The 17816-nt window shown below is 63.4% G+C and carries 15 protein-coding genes and 1 pseudogene; 11 read left to right on the forward strand and 5 right to left on the reverse strand.

All coding sequences use genetic code 11. The annotated features are described in order from the left end of the window. The first annotated feature begins 4 nt into the window (after positions 1-4). The 7 genes and pseudogenes from N0Q91_RS21040 (at position 5) to N0Q91_RS21070 (ending at position 8310) form a co-directional block, all read left to right on the forward strand. On the forward strand, positions 5-1420 hold the full coding sequence (locus tag N0Q91_RS21040; protein ID WP_275598613.1) for an amidase: 1416 nt from the start codon (positions 5-7) through the stop codon (positions 1418-1420). Continuing rightward, positions 1417-2943 carry an ABC transporter ATP-binding protein gene (locus N0Q91_RS21045; protein WP_275598614.1) on the forward strand — a complete coding sequence of 509 codons (1527 nt, stop codon included), beginning with the start codon at positions 1417-1419 and terminating at the stop codon, positions 2941-2943. The genes N0Q91_RS21040 and N0Q91_RS21045 overlap by 4 nt, the downstream gene beginning before the upstream one ends. Continuing rightward, entirely contained in the window at positions 2933-3982 is a 1050-nt protein-coding gene (locus N0Q91_RS21050) for an ABC transporter permease (protein ID WP_275598615.1), read from the forward strand. Before N0Q91_RS21045 ends, N0Q91_RS21050 begins: the two co-directional genes overlap by 11 nt. Further along, positions 3979-4922 (forward strand): annotated as a pseudogene (locus tag N0Q91_RS21055) (ABC transporter permease). The gene N0Q91_RS21050 and the pseudogene N0Q91_RS21055 overlap by 4 nt, the downstream one beginning before the upstream one ends. A gap of 17 nt (positions 4923-4939) precedes the next feature. Next, positions 4940-6238, forward strand: coding sequence for an amidohydrolase family protein (locus N0Q91_RS21060; protein WP_275598616.1), 1299 nt, complete (start codon positions 4940-4942; stop codon positions 6236-6238). Positions 6239-6333: 95 nt separating this feature from the next. Next, entirely contained in the window at positions 6334-7011 is a 678-nt protein-coding gene (locus tag N0Q91_RS21065) for a cupin domain-containing protein (RefSeq protein ID WP_275598617.1), read from the forward strand. 96 nt (positions 7012-7107) lie between these two features. Then, entirely contained in the window at positions 7108-8310 is a 1203-nt protein-coding gene (locus N0Q91_RS21070) for a multidrug effflux MFS transporter (protein ID WP_275598618.1), read from the forward strand. 64 nt (positions 8311-8374) lie between these two features. Here the strand turns inward: N0Q91_RS21070 and katG are convergent, their stop codons facing one another. Further along, positions 8375-10558 (reverse strand): catalase/peroxidase HPI, encoded by a 2184-nt coding sequence (gene katG, locus N0Q91_RS21075; protein WP_275598619.1) that lies wholly within the window; start codon positions 10556-10558, stop codon positions 8375-8377. Between the two features lie 120 nt (positions 10559-10678). Further along, the gene (locus N0Q91_RS21080; protein ID WP_275598620.1) at positions 10679-11569 is read right to left on the reverse strand and encodes a LysR family transcriptional regulator; all 891 of its coding nucleotides are present in this window, start codon (positions 11567-11569) and stop codon (positions 10679-10681) included. Positions 11570-11667: 98 nt separating this feature from the next. Here N0Q91_RS21080 and N0Q91_RS21085 point away from each other — a divergent pair, with 98 nt between their 5' ends. Genes N0Q91_RS21085 through N0Q91_RS21095 form a run of 3 tightly spaced genes read left to right on the forward strand, consistent with a single transcriptional unit; the run spans position 11668 to position 14731 of the window. After that, positions 11668-13083, forward strand: a complete 1416-nt coding sequence (locus N0Q91_RS21085) for an aldehyde dehydrogenase family protein (RefSeq protein WP_275598621.1) — start codon at positions 11668-11670, stop codon at positions 13081-13083. Positions 13084-13140: 57 nt separating this feature from the next. Further along, on the forward strand, positions 13141-13707 hold the full coding sequence (locus N0Q91_RS21090; protein ID WP_275598622.1) for a TetR/AcrR family transcriptional regulator: 567 nt from the start codon (positions 13141-13143) through the stop codon (positions 13705-13707). A gap of 55 nt (positions 13708-13762) precedes the next feature. Next, entirely contained in the window at positions 13763-14731 is a 969-nt protein-coding gene (locus N0Q91_RS21095) for a quinone oxidoreductase family protein (RefSeq protein WP_275598623.1), read from the forward strand. 94 nt (positions 14732-14825) lie between these two features. Here the strand turns inward: N0Q91_RS21095 and N0Q91_RS21100 are convergent, their stop codons facing one another. Further along, a complete protein-coding gene (locus N0Q91_RS21100) occupies positions 14826-16415 on the reverse strand; it encodes an ABC-F family ATP-binding cassette domain-containing protein (protein ID WP_275598624.1) in 1590 nt (529 codons plus the stop codon). A 109-nt stretch (positions 16416-16524) separates the two neighbouring features. Here N0Q91_RS21100 and N0Q91_RS21105 point away from each other — a divergent pair, with 109 nt between their 5' ends. After that, positions 16525-17178, forward strand: coding sequence for a TetR/AcrR family transcriptional regulator (locus N0Q91_RS21105; protein WP_275598625.1), 654 nt, complete (start codon positions 16525-16527; stop codon positions 17176-17178). Positions 17179-17240: 62 nt separating this feature from the next. Here the strand turns inward: N0Q91_RS21105 and N0Q91_RS21110 are convergent, their stop codons facing one another. Both N0Q91_RS21110 and N0Q91_RS21115 read right to left on the reverse strand, forming a co-directional pair. Then, the gene (locus N0Q91_RS21110) at positions 17241-17366 is read right to left on the reverse strand and encodes a hypothetical protein (protein ID WP_272939047.1); all 126 of its coding nucleotides are present in this window, start codon (positions 17364-17366) and stop codon (positions 17241-17243) included. Positions 17367-17393: 27 nt separating this feature from the next. Continuing rightward, positions 17394-17810, reverse strand: coding sequence for an organic hydroperoxide resistance protein (locus N0Q91_RS21115; protein WP_102762002.1), 417 nt, complete (start codon positions 17808-17810; stop codon positions 17394-17396). Positions 17811-17816: the final 6 nt, after the last annotated feature.

Genomic DNA, 17816 nt, shown 5'->3' on the forward strand with positions numbered 1-17816 from the left:
GTCCATGGCAGGCGATGCAATCTCTCTCGGTGAGGCGATCCGAATGGGCCGCCTCACCGCTTCCGAAGCGATGGAAGCATCCCTTGCGGCGGCCGGCCGGTCGGCAGAAATAGGCGCGATCGTCCATCTCGACCCAACGCTCGGACGAACGGCCGCAGAAAATGCGGACGCCCGCCTGCGCCACTTGCCTGACGGCGGGCAGACCGCACCGTTTCTCGGCGTCCCGAGTCTTGCCAAGGATCTGGGCGGCCCCTTTGCCGGCCTTCCGGTTGCGGCCGGATCGAACTTGCTCGAGCGCCGTGCCGCCGTCGCGGAAGACAGCGAACTGGCAGCGCGGCTCCGCGGAGCAGGCCTTTGCTTCTTCGGACTGACCACGGTGCCCGAAATGGGCCTGTCGCTCGCAAGCGAACCTGCGGCCGGGCCTATCTGCCGCAACCCCCTCGATACGGGCCGGACGCCCGGCGGCTCTTCCGGCGGAGCGGCGGCTGCCGTTGCCGCCGGCATCGTGGCGATCGCCCATGCGACCGATGCGGGCGGGTCGATCCGCGTCCCCGCGGCATGTTGCGGTCTCTTCGGCCTCAAGGCGAGCCGGGGTGCGATCGCGGCTGGACCATCCTTCGGCAATCATCTCGGCGGCATTGCCGGTGAACTTGCGCTGTGCCGCTCCGTCCGTGACCTGGCGGCGATCTTCGACGCGGCAGCCGGACGCGCCAGAGGGCCGTTTGCCGATCCATGGTTCGCCCCCTCCCCGTCCGGCCCCTTACGTGTCGGCCTTCTCCTCGAGACCGGCGGCCAATACCCGACCGAACCGGCGCGCAGCGAGGCCGTCGAAGAGGCCGCGCGGGCACTGGAGCGAGACGGCCACAGCATCGTTGCGATGCGTTGGGACGCGTTCGCTGCGGGCATTGCCGCGAGCGGCCGGGTCCTGCGCGACATCGTCGCCGTCAACCTGGCCAATTTCGTCGTTTCCGCCGGTCTCGATGCCGGGCGCGCCGAACGGCTGACGCAGGCTTTTATCAGACATGGGACGCGACTCGAGGCGACCGCGCTCTGGGCGACGCTTGACGACGCCGTCCATGCGAGCCATGCGGTCTGGTCGCTTTTCGACCGGGTAGACTGTATCCTGACGCCCATGCTCGCGTCGGCACCCCTTCCTATCGGATCCTTTCCTTTCGACCACGACGATATCGACCTTCAGATTCGCCGCATGACGGCGTTTGCGCCACTTGCCGCACTCGCCAATGCCACCGGTTTTCCGGCCCTCACGCTCCCATTCGGCGTGGATGAAGCCGGATTGCCGCTGCCGGTGCAGATCCTGGCGCCCATGGGCGGCGACCGCCTCCTCATCGAGCTTGCGGCGCGCCTGGAAAGAGAGGGCCGCTGGCAGCACCGTTTCGCCGTCGCGGGAATTCCGGAATGATCCAAGCCATTCTCGACATTTGCAGCGTCAGCAAGCGCTTCGGCGACAATCTCGCCAATGACGACATCTCGCTGAGTCTCGGAAAGGGCGAGATCGTCGCCCTCCTCGGCGAAAACGGCGCCGGCAAGACCACGCTGATGAGCATCCTGTTCGGCCATTATGTGCCTGATAGCGGCAAGGTGCTGGTCGAGGGGCGCGAACTGCCTCCGGGCAAGCCACGCGCGGCGATCCGCGCAGGCATCGGCATGGTGCATCAGCATTTCTCGCTCGCCCCCAACCTGACGGTGCTGGAAAACGTCATGGCGGGCACGGAACGCCTCTGGCAGCTGCGATCCGGCACCGGCGCGGCGCGGCGGAAACTGCGCGGCATTTGCCAGCGGTTCGGTCTGACGGTGGAGCAGGACGCGCGCGTCGGCGACCTCTCGGTCGGCGAGCAGCAGCGCGTCGAGATCCTGAAGGCGCTCTACAACGATGCGCATATCCTGGTGCTCGACGAGCCGACGGCGGTGCTGACGAATCTGGAGGCCGAGCGGCTGTTCTCGACACTGAAGGACATGGCGCGCGAAGGGCTTTCGCTGATCTTCATTTCGCACAAGCTGGACGAGGTCATGGCCGCGGCCGACAGGATCGTCGTGCTGCGCGGCGGCCGCAAGGTGGCCGAGCGTCTTGCGAAAGAGACGAACAAGGCGGAGCTTGCCGAACTGATGGTCGGCCGCAAGGTGGCCCGGCCGGTGCGCGAGCCTTCGACGCCCGGCGAGGTGGTGCTTGATGTCGCGGATGTGAGCGTCAGCATCGACGGGGTGGAACGGCTGAAGTCCATCAATTTCAGCCTCCGCGCGGGCGAGATTCTCGGCATTATCGGAGTTTCCGGCAACGGCCAGACGACGCTGGCGCATCTCCTGTCGGGTACGGTCAGGCGCGACAAGGGCGAACTCCTGCTGTTCGGCGAGCCGATCGGCGACCTTACGGTTGACGGCGCCGTCCGGGCGGGGATCGGCCGCATTCCGGAAGATCGCAATAGGGAAGGCGCGATCGGCGAAATGGCCATTTGGGAGAACGCCGTTCTCGAGCGCCTGCCGCGATTTTCGCGCTACGGCCTTGTCGATCGTCCGTCCGCCCAGGCATTCGCCGGCCAGATCATCGATGCTTTCGACGTGCGCGGCGGCCGGCCGACGACACGCACGCGGCTGCTCTCGGGCGGCAACATGCAGAAACTCATCCTCGGGCGCAATCTGATCGACCGACCGCGCATCCTGCTTGCGGCGCAGCCGGCGCGCGGGCTCGACGAGGGGGCTGTCGCCGCGGTACACGAGCGGCTGCTCGAAGCGCGGCGCGCGGGAACCGCGGTGCTCCTCATCTCCGAGGACCTGGAAGAAGTCATGGCGCTTGCCGACCGCATTCAGGCCATCGTCAACGGTCGGCTTTCGCCTCCAATCGCCGCCGACAGCGCCAGTGCCACGAAACTCGGCCTGATGATGGCCGGCGAATGGAATGAAGAGCACGAGGTTCCGCATGCGTTTTGAACGACGCGAACATCGTTCGCTCGCCCTGGTGATCGCGACGCCCGTGCTTGCGATCCTCTGCGCGCTGGCGTTGGCCGGCCTGCTCATCGCTATCGCCGGTGCCCCGGTCATGGAGGCCTATTGGCGCATTCTCGTCGGGGCTTTCGGCTCGCGGCTTTCGGCGACCGAAACCTTGACCCGCGCAAGCCCGCTCATTCTAACGGGCCTTGCCGCGGCGGTCGCGTTCCGCGCGAGGCTCTGGAACATCGGCGCCGAGGGTCAGTTCTATCTCGGAGCGATTGCCGTCGCCGCGGCCAGTTCGCACGTTTTCGGCGGTCTCCCCTCGCCCCTGCAGATTCCGCTGCTTCTCGTCGTCGGCGCGGCAGCCGGCATCGTCCTGCTGCTCGTGCCGCTTTGGCTGAGGCTACGCTTTTCCGTCGACGAGGTCGTGACCACGCTTCTCCTCAATTTCGTCGCCGTGCTCTTCGTCTCCATGCTGATCGACGGCCCGCTCAAGGACCCGATGGGCTTCGGATGGCCGCAGTCGCAACCCGTCGCCGACGCGGCGGTCCTGCCGAAGCTTTTCGCCCGATCCCGCCTCCATATCGGGCTGATGATCGCACTCGTCCTCGCCGTCGCCGTCCATCTCGTTCAGTCGCGCACGGTGTTCGGCATGCAGTCGCGAGCAGCCGGCCTCAATCCGGCCGGGGCGGTCTTCGCCGGCGTGCCGCTCGGCCGTACCCTGGTGACGGTGGCCTGCATTTCAGGCGGGCTCGCGGGCCTTGCGGGGGCTATCGAAGTCATGGGCGTGCAGGGCTATGTGACGACGGACCTGTCGCCGGGTTACGGCTATTCCGGCATCGTCGTCGCCATGCTCGCCAATCTCCACCCCCTGGGCGTGGTGCTTGCCGCCCTGTTCACGGCGGTCATGTTCGTCGGGGCCGACGGGATGAGCCGCAGCATGGGTATCCCCTCCTACATAGCCGATGTCACGGTGGCCTTGGCGCTGATCAGCATGCTGACCGGTGTCTTCTTCACCCAGTACAGGATTCGCCGATGAACGCCGTCATCGACATTTTCGCTTCCGCCGGCCTCTGGGCGGCCGTCCTGCGCATCGCCACGCCGCTGATCCTCGGCACACTCGGCGCGCTCCTGTGCGAGCGCTCCGGCGTCCTGAATCTCGGCATCGAGGGCATCATGACTTTCGGCGCGATGATCGGCTGGCTTACGGTCTATAACGGCGCCGACCTGTGGACGGGCATTCTCGTCGCGGGTCTCTCCGGCGGGATCTTCGGCCTCTTGCATGCGGGCCTGACGGTCACGCTCGGATTGTCGCAGCATGTGTCCGGCCTCGGGGTGACGCTTTTCGCCTCGAGCTTCAGCTACTACGTCTTCCGTCTGCTGGTACCGGTCGCGGGTACGCCGCCGACGATCGAGCCGTTCCAGCCGATCGACGTGCCGGTGCTTTCGTCCCTCCCCTTCCTGGGTCCGGCGCTCTTCACGCAGACGCCGCCGACCTATGCGGCGATCCTGCTGGCGCTGGCGCTCGGCTACATGCTTTTCCGTACGCCGCTAGGCCTGGCGATCCGCATGACGGGGAGAATCCGCACGCCGCCGAGGCGCAAGGCATCAACCCGATGGCGATCCGCTTTGGTTCCGTCGTCGTCGGTAGCGCGCTGATGGGCATCGGCGGCGCCTTCCTGACGCTCTCGGCCTTCAACAGCTTCTTCCCGACCATGGTGCAGGGGCGGGGCTGGATCTGCATAGCGCTCGTCGTCTTCGCCTCCTGGCGGCCGGGCCGCGCCCTCGTCGGAGCGCTGCTGTTTGCATTGTTCGACGGCTTCCAGCTGCGCCTGCAGGCGCGGCTGAGCGGCGTCGTCCCCTATCAGATCTTCCTGATGATCCCCTATCTGATGTCGATCGCAGCGCTGGCGCTCATGGCCCGGCGCGCCCGCGTTCCGCAGGCGCTGATGCAACCCTACCGGCGCGGCGAGCGCTAAATCCGAAGGACTGACCCATGTTCGACCTGATCATCCGCAATGCGAACCTGCCGGACGGCCGGCAGGCCTTTGATATCGGCCTTGCCGGCGGCAAGATCGCCGCCATCGAGAAGTCGATAGCCGCGACCGCCGGCGAGGAGATCGACGTGTCCGGCCGCCTGGTCAGCCCGCCCTTCTGCGATCCCCATTTCCACATGGATGCGACGCTGTCACTCGGTTTGCCGCGCATGAACGTCTCCGGCACGCTGCTCGAGGGCATCGCGCTCTGGGGCGAGCTGCGGCCGCTGCTGACGAAGGAAGCCCTCGTCGAACGAGCGCTTCGCTATTGCGACCTCGCCGTGACCCAGGGCCTTCTCTATATTCGCAGCCACGTGGACACGTCCGATCCGCGCCTCGTGACGGCCGAAGCGCTGCTCGAGGTCAAGGAAAAGGTCGCACCCTATATCGATCTGCAGCTCGTCGCCTTCCCGCAGGACGGATATTACCGCGCGCCCGATGGCGTCTTCTCGCTCGAGCGCGCGCTCGATATGGGGATCGGCATCGTTGGCGGCATTCCTCACTTCGAGCGGACGATGGAAGACGGCGCCCGCTCCGTCGAGGCGCTGTGCCGGATCGCCGCCGACCGCGGCCTGCCGGTCGACATGCATTGTGACGAAACCGACGATCCGTTGTCGCGCCACATCGAGACGCTCGCCGCCCAGACGGTGCGGTTCGGGCTCAAGGGGCGCGTGGCTGGTTCGCATCTCACCTCGATGCATTCGATGGACAACTACTATGTCTCGAAGCTCATCCCGCTGATGGCCGAGGCGGAGATCAACGTGATCCCCAATCCGCTGATCAACATCATGCTTCAGGGCCGCCACGACACCTATCCGAAGCGGCGGGGCATGACGCGAGTGCGCGAGCTGATGGCGGCCGGCCTCAACGTCTCCTTCGGACACGACTGCGTCATGGACCCCTGGTACTCGATGGGCTCCGGCGACATGCTGGAGGTCGGCCATATGGCGATCCATGTCGCGCAGATGGCCGGCATTGACGACAAGCGCAAGATCTTCGACGCGCTCACCGTCAATTCGGCAAAGACCATGGGGCTCGAAGGCTACGGCCTCGAGACCGGCTGCAAGGCCGACCTGGTCGTGCTGCAGGCCGCCGACGTGACCGAGGCGTTGAGGCTGAAACCGAACCGGTTGTTCGTCATCAAGGCAGGCAAGGTCATCGCGAAAACCGCGCCGCGCGTCGGCGAGCTTTTCCTCGCCGGGCGTCCCGCCTCGATCGACATGGGACGCGACTACGTTCCCCCGGTGCTGCAGCGCTGATCCCATGCCGCTGAAGCGGGCCACGGAACTGTTGAGAAAAATGAGGTCCGCTGACGGGAAGTTCCGTATAGTCGTGGCAATGGGAGACCGGTCAGATGCGCATCAATGAAGACCTGACGAAACCCGTAATCGTCCATTCGGCTAAACTCGACTGGGTTCCAAGCCCCGCCGCAGGGGTGGATCGCCGCATGCTCTACCGTATCGGAGGCGAAGTTGCGCGCGCAACCTCGATCGTGCGCTATGCGCCGGGCAGCGCCTTTCCACGCCACGTCCATAGCGGCGGCGAGGAAATCCTCGTGCTCGAGGGGACGTTTGAGGACGAGCACGGCGACTATTCTGCGGGCAGCTATTTCCGCAATCCGCCCGGCACCTCGCATATACCTGCCTCGAAGGATGGCTGCACGATCTTCGTGCGGCTCTGGCAATATCGTGAGGGCGACGGCACGCAAATAGTTCGCTACCCTGGAGAGGGTGAATCGGCGCCGCTGCGCGAGGCGGTCGAGGCAGCGCGCGTCCTGTTCGACGACGGAAAAGAGCGGGTGTCGATAGAAACCTGGCTGCCGGGTTCAGCCGTCGGCGTCGAGAATCGCCGTGGGCTCGAGTTCCTCGTCCTTTCCGGCGGCCTCGCATCCAGGGGTGAGCAACTGGAGCCGCAGAGTTGGGGCCGGTTGCCCGCAGGAGAGGCGCTCGAAGCGATCACCGGGCGTAAAGGCGCTGAGATCTGGATCAAGGACGCACCGCTGCAGCACCCCGACGTGCTGCAGCTGCCCTGAAGCGCTACGCGGGCTCCGGACGGAGCATCTGCCCTGTGCCATCAAGATTTGTGGTGAAACCGATAAGCAAAGTGCGATTGGTCAAGCGAAGTCTGCATGTTATGGGCAGGTATGTCCGTGAATGCTGCGCCAACCGTCATGTTCCTGCTGATCTCATTCGGCACCGTCCTCGGAATCGCGGGGACTGACTTGGTGCTGCCTGCAATTCCGGCCATGCCGACGGCATTCGGCGGGACTGCGGCATTGGCGCAGATGGTCCTCGCAGCCTATGCCGGGGGCACGCTCGTGGGACTGCTTACCTTCGGGGAACTCGGGGCGAGGTACTCTCGCCGCAAGCTGTTGGTCTGGTCGCTGGGCCTGTTTGCCGTCACGTCTCTTCTGTCTGCCTACGCGCCGACCTTGGAATGGCTGGTCGTCTTGCGTTTCGCGCAAGGCGCGTTCGGCTCGGGCCCGGCGGTTTTCGCGCCGGGCTTTATTCACGGGCTTTACCCTGCGGACAAGGCGCCCTCCATGTTCGGCAGGCTCGGCTCCATCGAGTCCTTGACGCCGGCTCTTGCGCCCATCGTCGGAGCCTATCTTATGACGGTGGGGGGATGGCAGACTTCTTTCCTTATGTTGGCCGGACTTGCCATTCTCTGCGCCATTGGCAGCTGGGCTTACCGTCAATCGCTTCCGGACCGGCTCGAGGCTCTTGAGCTCCATCGAAGCTATATGTCGATCATCCGCAATCGCGATTTTCTTCGGCACGGCTTAAGCCAGGCGCTTTCCCTCGGCAGCATTCTCATCTTTGTATTCGGCGCCCCCGCAGTAATGACAGGGGCATTGGGCATGACGATCGGAGACTTCATTCTCCTTCAAGTTTTCGGCATTGCCCTTTTTATTCTGGCGTCGAACGCGTCCAATGCGCTTGCCCGAAGATTCGGTACCGAACGCATGATCATGATCGGTACAGGAGGTGTGGTTCTTGGCTTCTTCCTGGTCCTTCTCTACACATCCCTCGGTGGACGCAGCCTGACTGTGCTCGTGCCCCTGTGGATGACCGCAAACGGCGCGTTCGGCATCCGGGGACCAATCGGTTTCCACCAGGCAATCCTTGCCTCAAGAGGGGATCATTCACGCGGCGCCGCATTGGTCGTTGCCGCTATACTTGGGATCACTGCCGGAGGTACCGCCGCCGCCGCTCCTTTCATTGACATAGGCTGGTGGCCGCTAGCCTTGGCGAGTAGCCTCGCTGCGCTGCTGGGTTTTCTATGTCTGACGCTGATCGGCAGCACGGCGAAAGAAGCTGAAGACGGTTAGCGCATTTCACGACGATCCGGGGGAAGGCCAGGACATGGTTCAAGCCACGTCCTGGCCTCGCCAATCATACCAGATCGAAGCGGTCGGCGTTCATGACCTTGGTCCAGGCCGCGACGAAGTCCTTCACGAACTTCTCTCCGGCATCAGACTGGGCGTACACCTCCGCAAAGGCGCGCAGCTGTGAATGCGAGCCGAAGATCAGGTCGACGCGGGTGCCGGTCCACCGCGCAGCGCCGGTCTTGCGGTCTCGGCCTTCGTATACGCCTTCTTCGCCTGCGATGGGTGACCACTGCGTACCCATATCGAGCAGGTTGACGAAGAAGTCGTTCGTCAGCGCTTCGGGCCGCGACGTGAAGACGCCATGCCTGGGCTCGCCCGCCTTCAGCACGCGCAGGCCGCCGACGAGAACGGTCATTTCCGGGGCGGTCAGCGTCAGCAGCTGAGCGCGATCCACAAGCGCCTCTTCCGGCTTCATGAATTGCCGGCGGCTGGTGCTCACATAGTTGCGGAAACCATCCGCACGAGGCTCCAGCGCGGCGAAGGATGCGGCGTCGGTCTGTGCCTCCGAGGCATCCATGCGACCCGGCGTGAACGGAACGGCGATGTCGTGGCCACCGGCCTTCGCCGCCTTTTCGACGGCGGCGCCACCTGCAAGCACGATCAGATCCGCAAGCGAGATCCTCTTGCCGCCGGTCTGGGCGGCGTTGAAGTCCCTCTGTATGCCCTCAAGCACAGAGAGAACCCTGGCGAGCTGAGTCGGCTGGTTGACCTCCCAGTCTTTCTGCGGCGCCAGGCGGATTCGCGCACCATTGGCGCCGCCGCGCTTGTCGGAGCCGCGGAAGGTCGAAGCGGAAGCCCATGCGGTCGAGACAAGTTCCTGCACCGACACGCCGGAAGCGAGGACCTTCGCCTTGAGGCCGGCTATGTCCGTCTCGTCGACCAGCCTGTGGTGGACGGCCGGGATCACGTCCTGCCAGATCAGGTCCTCGGCCGGGACCTCAGGGCCGAGATAGCGAACCTTCGGCCCCATGTCGCGGTGGGTCAGCTTGAACCAGGCGCGGGCGAAAGCGTCGGCGAACTGGTCCGGATTTTCGAGGAAGCGGCGCGAGATTTTCTCGTAAGCGGGATCAAAACGCAGCGACAGATCCGTGGTCAGCATGGTCGGAACATGCTTCCTGGAGGCGTCATAGGCATCGGGGATGGAAGCCTCGGCGTTCTTTGCCTTCCATTGATATGCGCCGGCGGGGCTCTTGGTCAGTTCCCACTCGTGGTTGAACAGGTTTTCGAAGAAGTGGTTGCTCCAGCGGGTGGGCGTCTGCGACCAGGTCACTTCCGGCCCGCCCGTGATCGCGTCCTTGCCGACGCCCGTGCCGAAGGTGCTCTTCCAGCCGAGACCCTGATCCTCGATCGCGCCGCCTTCCGGGTCTGCACCGATGAACGAGGGATCGCCCGCGCCATGCGTCTTGCCGAAGGTGTGGCCGCCGGCGATCAGCGCCACCGTCTCTTCGTCGTTCATAGCCATGCGGGCAAAGGTTTCGCGGATATCGTGCGCGGCAGCAACCGGATCGGGATTGCCGTTCGGGCCTTCCGGGTTGACGTAGATGAGGCCCATCTGCACGGCGGCAAGCGGCTCGCTCAGTTGCCGTTCGCCGCTGTAGCGCTCGTCGCCCAGCCAGGTGCCTTCCGGTCCCCAGAACAGTTCCTCGGGTTCCCATACGTCGACCCGGCCGCCGGCAAAGCCGAAGGTCTTGAAGCCCATGGATTCGAGCGCGACATTGCCGGTCAGGATCAACAGATCCGCCCAAGAAATCCTGTTGCCGTACTTCTGCTTGATCGGCCACAGCAAACGTCGGGCCTTGTCGAGATTGGCGTTGTCCGGCCAGCTGTTGAGCGGCGCGAAACGCTGCTGGCCCTGACCGGCGCCGCCACGGCCGTCGGTGATGCGGTAGGTGCCGGCGCTGTGCCAGGCCATGCGGATGAAGAGCCCGCCATAATGGCCGAAGTCGGCCGGCCACCAGTCCTGCGAATCCGTCATCAGTGCATGCAGGTCCCGCTTCAGCGCATCGAGGTCGAGCTTCTTGAACTCCTCGGCGTAGTTGAACGTATTGCCCAACGGATCGGAAAGACCGGAATGCCGGTGCAGAACCTGGACGTCCAACTGATCCGGCCACCAGTCGCGGTTCGATCTGCCTCTCGGTGCCGTGTGTGCGACGGGACACTTGCCCGCACTATCGCTCTTCTGATCCATGGTAATCTCCTCTTCCTCGATTGTGCGCGTCCAAAAGCAGCCTGTCCGCAAAGTCGATTGAGCGGCATCAATTGGGCCGGCGCATGCTCCCCATGATTTGGCGCAATTTTACCCCATTGGTCAAACGGCTTGTTCCCTGATCAGGTCAATGAAGGCGCGCAGTTTGGCGGGCATGTGACGACGTTGCGAAAAATAGAGGCTGAGCCCGGGATAGGCGGGGCACCACTCTTCCAGCACCGGAACAAGGCGCCCGGTAGCGATATGCGCAGCGAGCGAGTATTCGCCGATATAAGCGAGTCCAGCGCCCGAAAGGGCGGCCTCCAGGATAAGATCCGTCGCATCGAGCGTCAGATTGCCGGGAACGTCGATCACGTGCGCTTCACCCCGCCGCTCGAACTCCCAGCGATACAGTCTGCCGTTCGCCATGCGCATCTGGATGCAGCGATGCCGCACCAGATCGAGCGGGACGACTGGCTTGGAACGCCCCTTGAAATATTCAGGCGATCCGACAACCAGGAAACGGAGGGTCCGGGTGATCGGAATGGCCACCATATCGGGCGAAATTGCCTCGGCAAGTCGTACCCCGGCGTCGAAACCCTTACCAATTACATCGACAAGCGCATTCTCCGTCACGACCTCAAGTTCGACCTCGGGATAGCGGCGGCCGTATTCGAGCAGCAGCGGCTCCAGCAGCATGCGTGCCGCTCCCGGCGCCATATTGAGCCGAAGCCTGCCCGAGGGTCTACTCGAATGCTCGCCGATATGCTCGATCGCATTCTCGATCGTTTGCAGGGCCGGTGCGATTTCAGAGAGGAATTGTTCTCCTGCAGCAGAGAGCGCGACGCTGCGCGTCGTGCGGTTGAACAGCCTGACTGCCAGGCGCTCTTCCAGCGCTGCTATCGCATGGCTCAATGCCGATGACGACATGCCGAGTTCGCGCGCGGCAGCGCGAAATCCGCCATGGCGGGCAACCGCGGCAACCGCCTCCAATTCGCTCAAGCTTGCCCTCATTGTGCGATGTAGCTCACCAGCGTGTCCAATTTTGTCCGACTAGCCGCAACAGATAATGCATTCCATCTTCCTGGTGAAGCCACAACAGGAGAGAGGCAATGCGTATCATCGACGGAGTCTACATCGACGGCAGCTTCGTCGAACCGCACGGCGAGCAATGGGCCCAGCTCTTTAATCCGGCGACCGAGGAACAGATCGGAAAGGTGCGCCTGGCGGATGAGGAAGACGCGAACCGGGCCGTTGCGGCGGCCAGGCGCGCATTTCCCGCATTCTCCAATACGTCGAAGGAAGAGCGGATCACCATGCTGAAGCGCTTGCATGCGGCAGTCTCCGAGCGCGCGGGCGATCTCGTGGAGGCCATGCGGGTGGAATATGGAGCGCCGTCGAGTTTCATCGACTTTGCGGCGCGGCGAGCAGGAAATGTGTTCCTCGATATGGCGAAAACACTGGAGAGCTACGATTTCCGGCGGCGCATCGGCCGCGCCGACGTGGAGATGCGGCCTTCGGGGGTGGCGGTGGCGATCACACCATGGAATAGCAATTATAGCTTCATCTGCGGAAAGCTGTCGGCAGCGATTGCGTCGGGCAGCACGATGGTCATCAAACCTTCCGAGATGAGCGCCATCCAAACGCAGGTCATCACGGAATGCCTGCATGAAGCGGCTCTCTCGAAGGGGGTGTTCAACATCGTCACCGGCTACGGCGCTGTCGTCGGTGTGGCGCTCACCGCAAACCGGGATGTTTCAAAGATCACGTTCACGGGCTCTACCGTCACCGGCCGCGCCATCGCCCAGACGGCCGCGGCGACGATGAAGCGGGTCACCATGGAGCTTGGCGGCAAGAGCCCCAGCATCATCCTGGACGATGCCGATCTCGAAGTAGCGATCCCTCAGGTTCTGGCTGCCGGCTTCCTCAACAGCGGACAGGCCTGCATTGCCGGTACCCGGATCCTTGTTCCCGAATCTCGTCGCGAGGAGATCGAGGCACGCCTGAAAGAGGCGGCAAAGGTGTTCACGGTCGGTGATCCCGGTGATCGCGAGGTGCGGATCGGGCCGTTGGTGAGCCGGAAGCAATGGGACCGCGTGCAAGGCTACCTGCGTCTCGGCCAGGAAGAAGGTGCAACTCTCCTGATCGGGGGCGAAGGGCGTCCCGAAGGCCTCGAGCGAGGTTGGTTCGTTCGTCCAACCATCTTCTCCGGCGTCCGCAACGACATGCGCATTGCCCGCGAGGAGATCTTCGGCCCGGTGCTCTGCGTCCTTTCCTATCGCGACGAGCAAGAGGCGATCGCGATCGCCAACGATACCGACTACGGCCTGCAGGCCAATGTCTTCTCTTCCGACCTCGAACGAGCAAAGCGCGTTGCTGATCGCATCGAGGCAGGTCGCGTGATCATCAATGGCGCACCGCACGAGCCGTTTGCACCCTTTGGCGGCTTCAAGCAATCCGGCTTCGGCCGCGAATTCGGCGTCTTCGGCCTGGAAGCCTTCCTCGAGCCCCGTGCGGTCATCTCCTGAGGAACAACCGGCAAGCATATTCTTGACAGATCGTTCCAGTATTCCTATATGGGCTTTATGGCACGGATCAAGGAATTCGACAGGGACGAGGCATTGGACGCGGCGATTGCCGTGTTTCGCGAGCATGGCTTTGAAGGCACCTCGACGGAGATGCTGATACGGGCGATGAGAATCGGCCGCCAGAGCCTCTACGACACCTTCGGTGACAAGTGGAAGCTCTACTGCCTCGCGGTGGAACGCTATTCGGCGAGTGAGACGAGTGCTCATATCGCCTTGTTGCGCGGCAAACCGCGTGCACTGGACGGTATCCGGTTGGTGATGGAACGCGTTGTGGACAATGCAAACGAAGCTTGTCTCGGCGTGAACTCGATCTGCGAGTTCGGTCAGAGGCGGCCCGACCTGGCGGCACTGCATCACGCCGCCGATCTTCGGCTCAAGAACGCCGCGGTTGAACGCATCAGAGAAGCCCAGGCTGCAGGTGACTTAACCGGTTCATTGCCCGCTGAGGCGGTGGCCGATTTCCTCGTTGCCAATATCGCCGGTATCAGGATAGCCGCACGTGGGGGAGCCGGTCGGGAACATCTGCAGTCCCTCAGCCGGTTGGCGCTTCGCGCAGTCGCCTAGCAGGCAGAAAACTTTGCTCTTTTTTGGAATGATCAGTCAATAAAAGGATCTATGCATGAAAGCCGTTGTGATGAAAGAGGTCGGTGGTACCGACGTGATGGAATTCGTCGATTGGCCTGAGCCTGTCGCAAGGCCGGGACATGTCGTGGTGGAGGTCGCCGCGGCCGGCGTGAACTTCATGGACATCGGCGTGCGCCAAGGTATGGCCTGGACCGACGTCCCTAACGCGAAAGTTCTGGGTGTCGAGGGCGCTGGCCGCGTGCTCGCCGTCGGCGATGGAGCGGGCGAGTTTGAAGTCGGCGATCGCGTCGCCTGGGTCTATGCTCCCGGAAGTTATGCTCAGCGCCAGTCGGTACCGACAGCCTCCCTCGTGAAAATTCCCGATACCGTGGACGATCGAACGGCTGCTTCCGCGATGATGCAGGGGCTCACGGCCAGTCACTTCGCGACGGATTTTTATCCCGTGCAGCCGGGCGACATCGCCCTTGTTCATGCGGCGGCCGGCGGGGTCGGCCTCCTGCTGACACAGATTATCAGGCTAAGGGGTGGCCGAGTAATCGGACGCGTCTCCTCCGAAGACAAGGTCGCGATCGCCAAAAAGGCCGGAGCCGAGCACGTCATCGTCGATACAGAGGGACAGTTTGCCGACGAAGTCCTGCGCCTGACTAGTGGTGAGGGCGTGAACGTCGTTTACGATGGCTCCGGTCCCAAAACCTTCAAGGGCTCGATCGAAGCGCTCCGCCGGTCCGGCACCTTCTGCTGGTATGGACCGGTGCTCGGCGGGCCCGGACCGCTCGATATCATGAGCCTGCCGAAGAGCATCAAGATCGGCTACGCGACATTCATGGATCACATCCACACTCGCAAACTCCTTCTCGATCGCACCAAACAGCTTTTCGACTGGATCGGGGACGGAACGATCAAGGTGACGATCGGCGAAACCTATCGCCTTGCCGACGCCGCCCGCGCCCATGCCGCGATGGCAAGCCGTGCAACCACCGGCAAACTGCTTTTGATCCCGTAAGGAGCAAATCACGAAGGACATCCCGGCGCGGCAACCCGACACGGGCACGACCGCAATACCTCTGAAGAGCGTCGGTAACCCCAAGGCATCGGCGTCAGCCGCTGCAGACCGAAAGCTCCAGACGCGTGTCTATCCCGACGTTGGCAAGGAATGTCTCGTCATGGCTGACGACGACGAGTGCGCCGTCATAGGCGAGCAGCCCAGCTTCAACCGCCTCGATGGAGTCGATATCCAGATGGTTGGTCGGCTCGTCGAGAATGAGCAGCGATGGGGGATCGGAACCGCCGAGTGCACAGGCAAGGCCGGCGCGCAGCACCTGCCCGCCGCTCAACGTCTCCACCCTTTGCAATGCCGCATCCGCACGGAAGCGAAAGCTGGCCAACGCCGCCCGGCAGGCGTTGTCGCCGGCACCGGGGTTGAGCCGCTTGAAGTTATCGAGGATCGTCTCGCCGCGCTCCAGGATGCTGACGCTTTGGTCCAACAGAGAGAAAGGAACGTTTACGGAAACGGTTCCTTCGAAGGGTGGCAATTCTCCGGTGACCACCTTCAGAAGGCTCGTCTTGCCCGACCCGTTGGGGCCGGTGATCGAAAGGCGCAGCGGGCCGACCAGCGAGAAGGATAGATCCCGAATGACCGGACGGGCGGGATCGTAGCCCGCCGTGACGCCTTCAAACGCGAGGACTTGCCGGCCGGCTGGAAGCTCGGTTCGCGGAAGACGGATGGAAAAGGGCTGCAGCACCTCGATCCGCGCTTTGGCGGCTGTGATGGCCTCGAGCGCGCCTGCGCACTGTCGCTCGGCGAGTTCCACACCCCTGCCCCGGCTTTCTTCCGCATTGTTCTTGCGCCGGCCCAGGAGAATCCTCGGCATGTCGCCCTTTGCCGCTTTTCGGGTACCAGACGCGTCACGCCTGTCCTGCCGCTCTGCCAGGGCACGTGCCTTGCGATCGATTTCGTCGGCGGTCTTCTGTGCATGCGCAAGGCTTTGTTGCGCCGCCTCCAGCTCAACCGCCCTCGCCGCCTGATAGGCGCTCCACCCCCCGCCGTAGCGCTTTGTCCCGAGCGAGGTCACTTCGATAATCGCGTCCATTTCTTCGAGCAGTTCGCGATCGTGGCTGACGACAATCGCCCCGCTGCGCCAGCCGGAAAGAAGGTCGATAACCGCCCGTCTGCCGTCACGATCCAGATTGTTGGTCGGCTCGTCGAGAAGGAGAAAGTCCGGCTCGGAGAAAATTGCCGCCGCGAGCACCGCCCGCGTGCGCTGTCCCCCGGAGAGCTCAGTCAGGAGCGTATCCGCCCGCGCCTCCAGTCCAAGCCGGACAAGGGCGGACATTATGCGCTCTTCCACCGTCCAGTCCGCATTCTCCAGTTCTTCAAGGGTCGCCTCGCCTGTTTCGGCGCGCCGTAACACCGCAAGCGCCTGCGTCGCACCGAACACATCGGCGATGGTTTCACCGGCGCCGGGCCGAAGCATCTGCCTCGCCAGCGCGACGCGTCCCTGGATGGCAACCGTGCCGGAGGAAGGTCTCAATGTACCGGCAAGGATGTTGAGCAGGATGGTTTTTCCGACGCCATTTCTTCCGACGAGCCCCGTCCGCTCCGGACCAAACGCCAGGTCGAGATCGGTCAAGACATGCTCCCCGTCGGGTTTCGACCAGGAAAGTGCGGAGAGAGTGATGGAGGGCATCGCGAACCTGTTGCATTGCTAATAACAGCACAGTACCGTGCTTTTATCAGCAACGGGCGGTGCGAACAATGGCGTTGTCCATCCCGCCCATCGACGGGGTCGGACATAGATGAATATCGTTCGCAGACGTGGCGGCGGACGTCCCACCCGGGAAGAGGCCGAGGCTCTGACCCGCCGTCTTCTGGATAGCGCCCGCTCGACCTTTGCCCGCAAGGGGGTTGCGAACACGTCCATGGAAGAGATTGCCGCCAAGCTCGGAATCTCGAAACACACGCTTTATCGGAGATATCCGAACAGGCAGGCGCTTCTGGAAGCCGTGGTCGAACGTGACCTCGTCCGCTTTCGCAAGACGCTTGCCGACGCAGCGGGACAGGGTGATGCACCTCTCGCAGTGTTGCGCGATATGGCTTTCAGCTATTTCCGCTTCGGCACGGACCGGGATTATTCCGCTTTCTATATGTCGGTTACCGCCGAGGCCGTGTTTTCCTTGCCATTGCGGGAAAGGTTGGCGGCGTGGTCGAGTGCTGCACTGGAGCCCGTCGTGCAGGCGATCAAATCGGCTCAGGCCGCGGGCCTCATCGTGCCGGGGTCTGCCATTGAGATTTGCCACGTCCTTGTCGATTTGCTTGAAGGCGCGAATAATCGTGTCCGTCTCTGCGGGTCCGAGTGTCCGGACGCCGAAAATCTTCGCCTGTTCGAAAGCCGCTGGGCCATTTTCCAGACTGCCATGAGACGCGAACCCGATCGACCGCAGAAAGCCTGAACGTGTGAAGGATCGGCTGGTCTCGCAGCCGATCCCTCCGCGAAATGGCGGCATCCGCTCCGTTAGAGCGGCATTACAGACGCCGCGAGGAGTCCGGCCAGCGCCGACGGCTCCGCCGAAAATATATCGTAGGCGCAAGGCGTTGCCACAACGGCGAATGTCAGTATGCCGACTATGAAGCGCTTCATCTAAACCTCCTTGAATCACGAGCTCGGTCAGGCGAGCGTCAGATCGACCTCGATGTTCCCCCGCGTTGCCTTTGAATAGGGGCAGGTCTGATGCGCTTCGGCGATGAGCGATCGCGCAAGGTCCGCGTCGATGCCGGGCAGGCTGACGGCAAGCCGGGCTCGAAGGAAAAAGCCGCCATCCGATTTGGCGAGATCGACTTCGGCATCGACTGCCGTTTCGGCCGGGAGCGACAACGTACGCTTCGCCGCGGCAAGACCCAGTGCACCGATAAAACAGGCCGACCAGCCGGCGGCGAAGAGCTGCTCAGGATTGGTTCCGGCCTTGCCGCTGCCGGGGGGCGAAAGCCTGACGTCCAGTTGGGCATCGTCGCTGCGGGCGAACCCTTCACGGCCGCCGGTCGTATGGGTCTTACCGGTGTAGAGAACCTTTTCCTGCGTTGTCATCAGACA

Origin of the sequence: Sinorhizobium prairiense (genome assembly GCF_029201645.2) — a bacterium.
Taxonomy (GTDB): domain Bacteria; phylum Pseudomonadota; class Alphaproteobacteria; order Rhizobiales; family Rhizobiaceae; genus Sinorhizobium; species Sinorhizobium meliloti_A.